Source organism: Vreelandella neptunia (assembly GCF_022489065.1).
Taxonomy (GTDB): Bacteria; Pseudomonadota; Gammaproteobacteria; order Pseudomonadales; family Halomonadaceae; genus Vreelandella; species Vreelandella neptunia_A.
Map to the genome: position 1 here is coordinate 75,227 of NZ_JAKVTW010000015.1, position 11,857 is coordinate 87,083.

Here is an 11,857-nt window from a genome sequence, read left to right on the forward strand (position 1 = left end):
AGGCGGGAACGCGTCGCCTTTGGCGCTAGGTGATGAGGAAACGGCTCATCCGACATTAACCTGAACAGGGAACTACCTCATGGTTGAAAACAATATAGTGATCGGCTCTACATTCGTAGCGAACCTGCTGCGGATGCTTGGCATAGGGGTCACAGCTAATAAACGTACCACCAACCTTTCTGATTCTATTTTAGGCGGGCGCTCAATAAGGCCAGTAGCGTGAAGGGTTAACAAAAAAAATCGTGCGACCACCGGGTCTCTATCCGGTAAATGCGCTGAACCTGTCGGAGTTAGGAGTGTACGAAAAGTCGGCGACCGCAGGCATTTTTCGTACAAGACTTAGCCCCGTTCTGACGAACTGGAGAAGTTTTATGGCTATTGGTGTTTGGATCAGTCTCATAGCGTACTTTGCGCTCATGGTTGGCATCGGCATTTATGCAATGCGCAAATCCACCTCATCCTCTGAAGATTATATGCTGGGTGGCCGTACCCTCAGCCCTAAAGTAGCGGCCCTGTCAGCCGGCGCCTCAGATATGAGCGGCTGGTTGCTGCTAGGGTTACCAGGTGCAATGTTTGTATCTGGCTTGGGCTCCGCTTGGATCGGTATTGGCTTGCTTGTGGGGGCATTATTCAACTGGATTCTGGTCGCCCCGCGCCTGCGGGAACAGACCGTTCACTATGGCAATGCGATTACCATCCCAGCGTTCCTGGCCAATCGTTTTCCCACCCGGTCTATGTCGCTACGGACAGTGTCTGCCATCGTTATCGTGATCTTTTTCGCGGTATACACGGCATCTGGCCTGGTGGCGGGCGGCAAGCTATTTGAAAGCGCGTTTTCCGGCATTTATAACTTCGGCGATATGAGTAACTACGGCATGGGCGTGATGATTACGCTAGGCGTAGTGCTTATCTACACCGTTGTAGGCGGCTTTCTAGCCGTTAGCATGACTGACTTCGTGCAAGGCTGCATCATGATGCTGGCACTGGTGATCATGCCGGCGGTGGTACTCTTCGGTGAAGGCGGCGGCGGCTTCTCCCAGGCATCACAGACCCTGAATGAGGTTGATCCCACGCTGCTATCCTGGACTTCGGGGCTGACCTTTATTGGATGGCTCTCTGCGGTGACCTGGGGGCTGGGCTATTTCGGCCAGCCGCACATTATTGTGCGCTTCATGGCGATTCGTACACTCAAGGATGTACCCATTGCCCGCAACATTGGCATGGGCTGGATGCTTATTTCACTGATTGGCGCCGTTTCTCTGGGTATATTTGGTCGCGCCTATGCTATCCGTAACGGCTTGGATATCGAGGATCCGGAAACCATCTTTATTGTCCTAGCGAACCTACTGTTCCATCCGCTGATTACCGGTTTCCTCTATGCGGCACTGCTTGCGGCGGTCATGAGTACCGTTTCCAGCCAGTTGCTGGTGGCGTCTTCGTCACTGACTGAGGACTTCTATCGTCTGTTCCTACACAAAAACGCAACTGAGGCCCAGTGTGTGGCCGTAGGCCGTGTCTGTGTGGTGTTGGTGGGCATTGTGGCAGCAGTTATTGCCTCTGACGAAAACTCCCAGGTTCTGGGGCTGGTCAGTAATGCCTGGGCAGGCTTTGGCGCCGCGTTTGGCCCGCTGATTATCCTTTCGTTGATGTGGTCACGCACCAACGGTAACGGTGCTATCGCAGGCATGGTGGTGGGCGCGCTTACCGTCATGGTCTGGATTTCACTGGGTTGGAACGGTGAATTCATGGGTGGCCCTGGTGTCTACGAGATTATTCCTGGCTTCATCGCCTCCTTCATTGCCATCATCGTAGTGAGTAATGCGACAGACGATGCGGGTGAATATCAGCATATCGAACGCAATTAACCGCCCAGGATACATTGAGCGTATCGAGAGGGTTCCCGCGGGAGCCCTCTTTAGGTTTGTTATTTTGTGTTGACTGCAAAAAGTATGACTACATCCTAACCGACGCAGCAACGCCTAAGTGTCGGCTAGCAAGGAGAGACCCTGTATGAACGACCATCTGCATAGCGACGTGAGTGATCTACGCTCACGCATTCGCACCCACTACGACGCCAATGAGGCAGATGTGCTGCACGGGCTTGTCGAGCGTATTAAGCTGTCAGAAGACGACCGCAAGAAGGTCGCTGCCGTTGGCGCTAAGTACGTAGAGCGTGTGCGCAAGGAAAGGTCGCCCTCGATGATGGAGGCGTTCCTGGCCGAGTACGGGCTCTCGACTACCGAGGGCGTCGGCCTGATGTGTCTTGCAGAAGCGCTACTACGCGTGCCTGATGCAGAAACCATTGACGACCTGATCCACGACAAGATCGAGCCCTCCGACTGGGGCGCTCACCTGGGCAAGTCGTCTTCGTCCATGGTCAATGCCTCAACCTGGGCACTGCTGCTCACCGGCAAGGTGCTGGAGGAAGACCCCAAGGGCCCGACGCGGGCGCTACGCGGCCTGGTGCGCCGCATGGGCGAGCCAGTGGTGCGTAAGGCGGTTGGCCAGTCGATGAAAATTCTCGGCCGCCAGTTCGTGCTCGGACAGACCATCGAAGAAGGCATGAAAAATGCCCGCGAACTCGAGAAACAGGGCTACACCTACTCCTACGATATGCTGGGCGAAGCGGCGCGCACCGACGAAGATGCCGTTCGCTATCATGAGGCGTATGCTAAGGCGATTACCGCCATTGCCGAGCAGGCCAAGGGCGACGTCCGCGGCAGCCCTGGCATCTCGGTGAAGCTCTCGGCGCTGCATCCGCGCTATGAATACACTCACCGTGAAACGGTGATGGCGGAACTGCTGCCACGCGCCAAAGAATTGGTACAGCAGGCTGCCAATGCCAACATCGGTTTCAATATTGACGCCGAAGAGCAGGATCGGCTGGATCTCTCCCTCGACGTGATCGAGGCCCTGATGGCCGACCCAAGCCTAGACGGATGGGATGGCTTCGGTGTTGTCGTGCAAGCTTACGGGCGCCGCGCCGCGCCGATGATCGAGACACTCTACGAACTGGCCGAGCGATACAACCGCAAGATCATGGTACGGCTGGTGAAAGGCGCTTACTGGGATACCGAGATCAAACTCTCCCAAGAGATGGGGGTCAAGACGTTCCCGGTCTTCACTCGCAAGGTCAACACCGATGTCAGCTATATGGCCTGCGCGCAAATGCTGCTCGACCGTCGCGACCGCATCTATCCCCAGTTCGCTACCCACAACGCCCACACCTGCGCCGCCGTAGCGGAGATGGCGGGCGACGACAAAGACAGCTACGAGTTCCAGCGCCTGCACGGCATGGGCGAATCGCTGCACCACATCGTTAAAGAGACAGAAGGCACGCACTGCCGCATTTACGCTCCGGTTGGCGCGCACCGTGACCTGCTGGCCTACTTGGTACGCCGCCTGCTTGAGAACGGCGCCAACTCCTCGTTCGTTAACCAAGTGGTGGATAGCTCGATTCCGCCGAGCGATGTTTCAAAAGATCCCATTGAAGGATTTAAGCAGCTAGGCAATGACGTCTCCAGCCCGCTGATCCGCCAGCCCGGCGAACTGTTCGAGCCTGATCGCAAGAACTCCAAGGGCTACCGCATCAACGAACCTGCCTCGATTCTGCCACTGCTCAATGCCCGCGAAGCATTTGCCGACGCCACCTGGACGGCAGGCCCGATGTTGGTAGGAAACCCGGCTCCCCAAGGGCCAGCTCGCGATGCCTTATCCCCCGCCGACAACTCGCGGGTGATTGGCAAGGTGCATGAGGCCACTCCAGAAGAAGTGGCAACCGCCCTCGACGCCGCTGAGGAAGGCTTCCGCGAATGGTCGGCTCGTCCGGCGGCCGAACGGGCTGCAGTGCTACGCCGCACCGCTGATCTCTACGAAGAGCACATCGCCGAGCTGACCGTGATCACCACCCGCGAAGCCGGCAAGATGATGTTCGACGGCATTGCAGAAGTGCGCGAAGCGGTGGATTTCCTCCGTTTTTATGCCAACGAAGGCGAGCGACTGGAAGCGGAAGAGCCCGGCAGCGCCCGCGGCATCTTCGTCTGCATCAGCCCGTGGAACTTCCCTCTTGCCATCACTACAGGCCAGATCGCTGCTGCCCTAGTGGCGGGTAACGCAGTAATCGCCAAGCCCGCCGAGCAGACACCGCTGATCGCTGCCCGCGCCGTCGAGCTAATGCGTGAAGCTGGCCTGCCGGAAGGGGCTCTGCAACTGCTGCCGGGCGATGGTCCAACCGTGGGCGGCCCGCTGACCAGCGACCCGCGTATCGCTGGCGTCTGCTTCACAGGCTCCACCCCGGTAGCACAGATCATCCACAAAGCCCTGGCCCAGAACGCGGGCCCTGATGCTGTACTGATCGCTGAGACAGGTGGGCTTAACTCCATGATCGTGGACTCCACGGCGCTGACCGAGCAGGCGGTCCGCGACATTCTGATCTCCTCATTCCAGTCGGCTGGTCAGCGCTGTTCCGCGCTACGCATGCTGTATGTTCAAGAAGAGGCCCGCGACCGGTTGCTCAACATGCTCTACGGCGCCATGGACGCTCTCACCATTGGCGACCCCTGGAACACCGATACCGATGTCTCGCCAGTGATTGATGCCGACGCCCAGGCCGAGATCAGCGACTATGTGGCAGCACAAGAGAAAGCAGGCAAAGTGCTCAAGAAGCTGCCCGCACCGGAGACCGGCACTTTCGTCACCCCGGCGGTGATCGACGTTGGCGGTATCGAGGATCTCGAACGTGAAATCTTCGGCCCGGTCCTACACGTCGCCACCTTCAAGGCGCGGGATATCGATAAGGTGGTCGACGACATCAATGCCAAGGGGTACGGACTGACCTTCGGCCTGCATACCCGTATCGACGACCGCGTGCAGCAGATCGTCGAGCGCATCCATGTCGGCAACGTCTACGTTAACCGCAACCAGATCGGCGCCATTGTTGGCTCTCAGCCCTTCGGTGGCGAGGGGCTTTCAGGCACCGGTCCCAAGGCCGGTGGCCCGCTCTACGTCAACCGCTTCCGCCGCACCGCCGACGCCGAGCGCGTTGAGGCACCAGAAGGAAAAGCCGTATCTCTTGGCGATCTCCAATTGGCTATTGATGGGCTGGATGGCCGTAACTGGTCGGTGCGCCCCAATCGAATCGAGGTACTGCGCAAGGCGCTCTCCGGCAAAGGCGGCTTGATTCGCAAGGCGCTTGCCGAGACAGCAGCGTTGGATATGACGTCGCAGACCCTGCCGGGGCCGACAGGGGAAAGCAATCGCCTGGCCATGTACCCGAAGGGAGTGGTGCTATGCCTTGGACCAACCCTGGATAACGCCATCGCGCAAGCAGCACAGGCCCTCGGCACGGGCTGTGCGGCCATCGTGGTCGCACCAGGTGCCGAACAGGCAGTGAAGCCTTTGAGCGATGCTGGCGCACCGGTGGCTGGGCTTGATGGAAGCGTTTCAGCCGAGACGCTGAGCGAGGTCAAAGGCATTGCTGCAGTCGCCGCCGCTGGCACGAGCGACTGGACCCGTGAACTGCGCATTGCGCTGGCCAAACGCGACGGTGCCATCATACCGCTAGAGACCCAGATCATCTCGCCGGATCGTTACGTAGTGGAACGTCACCTATGTATCGACACCACCGCAGCAGGCGGCAATGCCAGCCTGTTGGCAACCGCCGAATAGGTCGGCGCCAAGGGGTCAGTGTTTAGGAGGTGAGCGGCTAATTACTGTCGCTCACCCTTCTCCCACACTAAGCAAACGCTGATCAATTTCTTAGCAATCAATATTAGCCACTACTCGTTAGTGGCTTTTTTTTCATCTTGCAGCCGGTTTTCCTGCTCGCTATGCACCTTGCCTACCAACCAGCCCCATACCATAATCAGGTATATTCTGGTACTAGTGGAGACTTATGGCATGGCTAAAAATACAAGCATTACACTAGGCGACCACTTTGAAAGCTTTGTTACCACTCAAGTACAAAGTGGTCGATACGGCTCTGCGAGCGAAGTCATTCGTTCCGCCCTACGCCTCCTAGAAAACCAGGAAACCAAACTACATACACTCAGACAATTGCTTATCGAGGGTGAACAAAGCGGTGACGCTGACTATGACCTCAACAGCTTTATCAATGAGCTGGATAGTGAAAAAAGTATCTGATGAAGTCATTCATTCTTACCCTAGCTGCCAAAACGGATTTAAGAGACATTGCTTTGTTTACACAGCGCCGCTGGGGTAAGGAGCAGCGGAACGTCTACTTAAAATAGTTTGATGACTCATTCTGGTTATTGGCAGAAACCCCTGATATCGGAAAGTTATGTGACGAAGTTCGTCAGAATTACCGCAAGTTTCCGCAAGGCAGCCATGTTATTTTTTACCAACAAACGGAATGCTATAAAATAAGAATAGTGCGCATATTACACAAAAGCATGGATGTGAACGCCGCCTTTGGTGCATAGCGCCTAAAGTACGCGCGGGATTGGATATTGAGTTTCCGCCTAGCGTCGCATCACACGCGGGTCGTGTGCAGGCCGTTAAATGGTGCCCCAAATAAGGCCTCATAGACCTCATCGATAGAACTGAAATTTTTAAACCAACTTTTTGGCAAAACCCTTATATTGGGGCGTTCAGCTTTAAATCCGCTCTGGTTGCCCTTGGTATGCTTTGCAACCTTAAGCCCGTCAAGGCTAGGAAGTTTCTCGCCTGGAAGAGAGCCAAAGAAGAGGAAGGGCCCCAGCTCCAAAGTATCTTCGTTGAAGTAAATCCAGGTAACACACCCGGAAGGCTTTTCAGAAAGCCTAGCATGAACTTTTTGGCTGGCTGTTTTGCTGCCAACGTATGAAGCTTTAATCTGTATATGCCTCACGACCCCATTATCTTCCACTATTAGATCGTAGCCAGCATTATCAACTTCTGGACTCGCCACCTCCAGCGTGCAGCCAAATCCCATCCAGGAAAGCTTCAGCAGTTCGCCAATGAAAAGGTGCTCAATGAGCTTTTCTCGAAAAGACGAGTGTTCACTATGGTTCAATGCCTTCTCTCCGTTTAACGCTCGGCTATGTGCCGAAGCGAAGCTTTGGCATACTCGGCAACAGCGGCTGGTGATACATTATTCGTAGTGGCTCCAGAGCCTGAGAACTTTCACCACTCGCTCGTCTTCAAGCACTTGGTAGACTAGGCGATGCTGGATATTGATCCGGCGTGGGTAGGCGCCAGCAAGATCACCAATGAGCTTCTCAAACGGAGGTGGCTTACGATAGGGGTCTTCTGCAATCAGTGCCAGTAAATCCTGGGCTTTTGGCTTGAGGCCGCTGGAGGCCAGTTTCTTCGCATCTTTTTGGGCTTGTTTGGTGTAAACCAACTTCCATGTCACCAGTCCAGCTCCTCATCGCATTCATGTACGGGGGTATTCATCCCTTCACGAATAGACTCCCGCATACCTGGCACGGAGAGCAGGTAAAGTGTTTCCTGAATCGCCGACCAGTCTTCTTCGGATACCAAGACGGCTTTGTTCCGCTTGCCCATGATGACGATGGGTTGGTGGGACTCAGCAGTTTCGTCGATCAACCGATAAAGGTTGCTGCGCGCCTCTGTTGCTGTGATTCCGGTCATGACGCACCTCTTGCGTGTTCAATTCCCCACCAAATGTGCGCCCCTTGGTGCGTACGTCAAGACGAACGCTTAACGTAACAATTTATTTCTTTGTATGTGTATTCCTCTAGAATGCCTTACATCATAAAAAACCTTCATGATATTGATAGTAATAGTAAATCACCAACTCACACTCCAATGCTCGCTAGAAAAAAAGCAAATACTTTATAGCTATTCACACGCCCGAGCTCGGGAGTTATCCGGATGGCCGGTAACCGCGCATAAATTATGCTTCCCTAGGTGCCAACTCTCCCTAACCCCCTGGCTAACAACCCTTGCCCTGGATCAATAATCCACTCCCTGGGTCTCGCTACACTGGCTACATCGTTAAGCGGCTATCGAATGGCCGTACAGCTTTGCAACTAGTTAGTCGTTTAAAACTGACTGTTTTAACACCAGGAGTGAACCCATGCGTAAAGCCGCCCTGCCTACCCTACTTGTAACCACTGTTGCCGCTGTGGCGATGATGACCAGCTGCCAAGTATTCGCCTACGGCGCTGGTGACTTCTTTACCCGCGTGGGTGTTGCCAACGTCGCCCCTAAAAGTGATAACGGCTCACTGGCCAACGGTGCGCTGTCCGTGGATGTGCGGGATAAAACCGATTTCGCGTTCACCTTGGGCTATCGCTTCCACGATAAAGTCGGTGTGGAGCTGCTGGCGGCGCTGCCGTTTGAGCACGATATCCATCTGAATGGCGATAATATCGCCTCCACCAAGCACCTGCCGCCGACCCTAACGCTGCAGTACTACCCGCTGGGCGGCACTCAGTCCCGGGTACAGCCTTATGTTGGGGCGGGTATTAACTACACCCACTTCTCTGATGAAGAGCTGACGATGGGTGATTTAGACCTGGATGACTCCTGGGGCGCGGCTGGGCAGGTGGGTGTCGATCTATTAATTGATGACCACTGGGCGCTAAACGCGGCGGCTTGGTATATCGATATTGATACCGATGCGAAGGTGAATGGTGCAGCGGCGGGTACAGTTGAGATCGATCCTCTCGTGGTTATGGCAGGCCTTAGTTACCGTTTCTAAACCACCTGCCAAAACGCTAAGTTAACTATTATCCCCAAAGCCTGCCTCACGGCGGGCTTTATGTGTTTAGTGGGATGTTACTTTAGGTGCTTTCAGTGACGACTTGGTCGACCTTCTCTACTGCCCGTACGATAAGCAATTGATGGTGGGCAGGAATTTTTTCCTGCTGCAAATAGGCTGCTACGGCGGGAGCAACCTCACACTTTGCAGGCATGGCTGCACGCGCATCAATCAAGGCGTTCAAGCGAGCAATAAACACAAAGCGTATCCATTGCGGCAGCGACATCGTATCAATACAAAACGGCTGCTGGCTCGCAAACGCTTCTGCATCGGGTGTTGGCATTCGCCATAAATCGGCGGCTTTCATCGCGGCTTCGAGCTCAAGAAGCGCGGTCTGTAGCGGCTGATAAGTACTCATAAACACCTTATATAAAGTAAAAAAAGACGTTGCTGACTATTATCCCTACTCAGCGCTCTCCCTGCTACTCATACGCAATTGATAGACGTTATCCATAGACCCACAGAAAACCTGCACGAGCCTGTGGATAAACTATGGAAAGGTGTCGCAGCGCCTGTTCTCATGGGGGTTTCGTCCAGTTGATTAATTTTTAACCTTACTGTCATGAATAGCGCGCCATTTAAGCGTTATTTATCAGCCTGTGCGGCTGACAGTGTCACTTCATCAAGGTAGAGTGCAGGCTTGCAACGCGGAAGGATGTCATGCAACCGATTCAAACCCTTGATGAGTTTTTCACACGCAGCGGCGCCGAGGTTTCCCTTTACCATCTGGGCCGCCATGTTGCGCCCTGCCCACGAGAGACACTCGCTGCCTTTGAACGTGGCGACATAGCGTGGTCAGAGCCGTGGCAAGGCCAAGCACGCTTAGCCATCCTATTTCGGCTGGGCGATATGCCCGAGGCTGCTATTTGGTTTTTAGCTTTACCGCTAGATGAACAGGGAATGCTAGCCCCTGCTCAGCGGGATGCATTTATAAACCGCCTGCTTGAAACCCTGGGGCGGGCCGTTTCTCACGTTGGGCGCGAAGAAACTGCGGACGTCGATCACTTAATGAAGGATAATCCCCTCGCCTTCACGCCTAGCGTTACCTTTCAAGCCATGCTCAATGCTCGCGCTACGCATAAGGCGGGCCTGCCTGCCAGCCAGCACTTTGAGCCAGTTGAGGCTTTCCTCAGCGGCCAACAGGCGATTGATTGGCAGGCCTTGGGATTACAGGGAATTGCCGATTACGTCGTTCGTATGGAGTCATCTGATGCAGAGACTCTAGCAACGCGGCTAACCACCCTGCCTACCACTGTTATTCACTCTTTGTGCTACTGTTTAGAGCATCAGTCGTTGCCCCAGCTATTAGTAGCTGCGCTGCACCGTAGTGGCGAAGACGCCGCTCACGCAGGCGATATCGAAACCTTGTGCGCCTGTTTACGAGCAGTTGGCAACACCAATGCCGTCGAGGTAGGTAACTGGTACACAGCTTTACTTCATGACAGCGCCGCCTGCGGGCCAGATGTGCTAGCAGCAATCGCCGGTCGTGGGTGGTTGTATCTTGAGGATGCCCAGCGTTTGCCTCTCTTTTTGCAGCGCTTAGCCGAAGATGAGCGTACCGATTTTGCCGCCGTAGTACGTGATCTTGCACTCATACCACGGCTACGTTTACCGGTCATGATGGCTTTACGTGACGCGCCTGCAGGCTCTCCTATTCAACACCGTTTGACCATAATGATGTCGCAGAAGAAGGCATGATTTGATGTTGTCACTTTTAATTGCAAGGAGTGAGTCGTGAAGGAATTACCCTATCAGGCCAAGGCTGTCATTGGTCGCCGTGAGATGGTCACGTTACCTGAGCTAGGGCTTCACCTATGCTGCAAAGCAGACACTGGTGCGCGCACTTCTGCCCTGCATGCAGAAGAGATAGAGACACATGAAGATGAACATGGTCAACTATGGGTAAGCTTTATAACTCACAGTAGCGGACCGACGACGCCGGCCCATCGCTACAGTCTGCACCTGCATGATCGACGCCGGGTAACCAGTTCAAACGGTCATAGCGAGTGGCGCTATGTAATACGTACCCCTATGCAAATGGGCGATTTAAATTTTCCTGTTGAACTGACCTTGACTGACCGCAGCAACATGCGCCACCCCATGCTATTAGGACGTCGCGCGATGCGCCGCCTACTGATAGCACCCGGTGCCGCATTTTTGCACGGTGAGCCCTAACCCCCATTATTAGTCGTCTATATTTAGACTCGGAGTCCTCTACATGCATATCGCTCTGCTATCGCGCAACCGTAATCTGTACTCTACTCGCCGCCTGGTTGAAGCCGCAGAGCAGCGTGGGCATACCGCTCGTGTGGTGGACACGCTGCGCTGCTACATGAGTATTACCTCACACCACCCTTCGATCCATTATAAGGGTCAAGAAATTGAGCATTTTGATGCGGTCATCCCCCGCATTGGTGCGTCGGTCACCTTTTATGGGTGCGCGTTGTTACGCCAATTTGAGATGATGGGCACCTACGTTATCAATGATAACGTCTCAATTACCCGCTCGCGGGACAAGCTGCGCTCTCTCCAGCTTTTGTCTCGCAAAGGATTGGGGTTACCGATTACCGGCTTTGCACACTCCCCAGACGATATTCCTGATTTGATCACCATGGTCAAAGGCGCCCCACTGGTGATTAAGCTGCTTGAAGGCACTCAGGGGATTGGCGTGGTATTGGCTGAAACCAATCAGGCGGCGGAATCAGTAATACAGGCCTTCATGGGCATGAAAGCCAACATTATGGTTCAGGAGTACATCAAGGAAGCACGTGGCGCTGATATTCGCTGCTTAGTCATCGGCGATAAGGTCGTGGCTTCGATGAAACGGCAGGCGGCAGACGGTGAATTCCGCTCGAACCTACACCGCGGCGGCACGGCCAGTGTGATTCGTATTACCCCGGAGGAGCGTTCAACGGCTATCCGCGCTGCCAAAGCCATGGGGCTGCGCGTCGCGGGTGTCGACTTGCTCCGCTCCAACCACGGCCCGGTGATCATGGAGGTTAACTCTTCGCCTGGATTGCAGGGCATTGAGAACGCCACCGGTAAGGATATTGCGGGCATGATCATTGAACACATTGAAAAAAATGCCGCTCCAGCCCGTAAAGCGCCGCCCAAGCCTAAAGGTTAAGG

General features: G+C 54.7%; 11 protein-coding genes and 1 pseudogene. 8 read left to right on the forward strand and 4 right to left on the reverse strand.

The genetic code is table 11. From position 1 onward, the window contains the following. Window positions 1-371: 371 nt before the first annotated feature. The 4 genes and pseudogenes from putP to MLE19_RS23235 form a co-directional block, all read left to right on the forward strand. Entirely contained in the window at window positions 372-1,865 is a 1,494-nt protein-coding gene (putP, locus tag MLE19_RS17170; protein WP_240719350.1) for a sodium/proline symporter PutP, read from the forward strand. Window positions 1,866-2,010: 145 nt separating this feature from the next. Next, window positions 2,011-5,667 carry a bifunctional proline dehydrogenase/L-glutamate gamma-semialdehyde dehydrogenase PutA gene (putA, locus tag MLE19_RS17175; protein WP_240719351.1) on the forward strand — a complete coding sequence of 1,219 codons (3,657 nt, stop codon included), beginning with the start codon at window positions 2,011-2,013 and terminating at the stop codon, window positions 5,665-5,667. Between the two features lie 231 nt (window positions 5,668-5,898). Continuing rightward, window positions 5,899-6,141, forward strand: coding sequence for a type II toxin-antitoxin system ParD family antitoxin (locus tag MLE19_RS17180; protein ID WP_240719352.1), 243 nt, complete (start codon window positions 5,899-5,901; stop codon window positions 6,139-6,141). Between the two features lie 125 nt (window positions 6,142-6,266). Then, window positions 6,267-6,440, forward strand: a pseudogene (locus MLE19_RS23235) (type II toxin-antitoxin system RelE/ParE family toxin); the annotation flags it as partial. A gap of 50 nt (window positions 6,441-6,490) precedes the next feature. Here MLE19_RS23235 and MLE19_RS17190 read toward each other — a convergent pair. The 3 genes from MLE19_RS17190 to MLE19_RS17200 all read right to left on the reverse strand — a co-directional run bounded on the left by MLE19_RS17190 (window position 6,491) and on the right by MLE19_RS17200 (window position 7,593). Beyond that, window positions 6,491-7,012, reverse strand: coding sequence for a hypothetical protein (locus MLE19_RS17190; protein WP_240719353.1), 522 nt, complete (start codon window positions 7,010-7,012; stop codon window positions 6,491-6,493). 78 nt (window positions 7,013-7,090) lie between these two features. After that, window positions 7,091-7,354: a Txe/YoeB family addiction module toxin gene (locus MLE19_RS17195; RefSeq protein WP_240719354.1), complete on the reverse strand. Its 264-nt coding sequence runs from the start codon at window positions 7,352-7,354 to the stop codon at window positions 7,091-7,093. Continuing rightward, window positions 7,351-7,593: a type II toxin-antitoxin system Phd/YefM family antitoxin gene (locus MLE19_RS17200; protein ID WP_240719355.1), complete on the reverse strand. Its 243-nt coding sequence runs from the start codon at window positions 7,591-7,593 to the stop codon at window positions 7,351-7,353. Before MLE19_RS17200 ends, MLE19_RS17195 begins: the two co-directional genes overlap by 4 nt. A gap of 448 nt (window positions 7,594-8,041) precedes the next feature. Here MLE19_RS17200 and MLE19_RS17205 point away from each other — a divergent pair, with 448 nt between their 5' ends. Next, window positions 8,042-8,668: an OmpW/AlkL family protein gene (locus tag MLE19_RS17205; protein ID WP_240719356.1), complete on the forward strand. Its 627-nt coding sequence runs from the start codon at window positions 8,042-8,044 to the stop codon at window positions 8,666-8,668. An 82-nt stretch (window positions 8,669-8,750) separates the two neighbouring features. Here MLE19_RS17205 and MLE19_RS17210 read toward each other — a convergent pair whose 3' ends face one another. Then, window positions 8,751-9,086 carry a YqcC family protein gene (locus MLE19_RS17210; RefSeq protein WP_240719357.1) on the reverse strand — a complete coding sequence of 112 codons (336 nt, stop codon included), beginning with the start codon at window positions 9,084-9,086 and terminating at the stop codon, window positions 8,751-8,753. A gap of 302 nt (window positions 9,087-9,388) precedes the next feature. On the opposite strand from MLE19_RS17210, the gene MLE19_RS17215 reads away from it, so the two are divergent. From MLE19_RS17215 to rimK, 3 genes are read left to right on the forward strand one after another with little or no spacing between them, the layout of a single operon-like run. After that, window positions 9,389-10,426, forward strand: coding sequence for a DUF3549 family protein (locus MLE19_RS17215; RefSeq protein WP_240719358.1), 1,038 nt, complete (start codon window positions 9,389-9,391; stop codon window positions 10,424-10,426). 36 nt (window positions 10,427-10,462) lie between these two features. Then, window positions 10,463-10,903, forward strand: a complete 441-nt coding sequence (locus MLE19_RS17220; RefSeq protein WP_240719359.1) for an ATP-dependent zinc protease family protein — start codon at window positions 10,463-10,465, stop codon at window positions 10,901-10,903. Window positions 10,904-10,946: 43 nt separating this feature from the next. Continuing rightward, window positions 10,947-11,855, forward strand: a complete 909-nt coding sequence (rimK, locus tag MLE19_RS17225) for a 30S ribosomal protein S6--L-glutamate ligase (RefSeq protein WP_240719360.1) — start codon at window positions 10,947-10,949, stop codon at window positions 11,853-11,855. Window positions 11,856-11,857 lie beyond the last annotated feature (2 nt).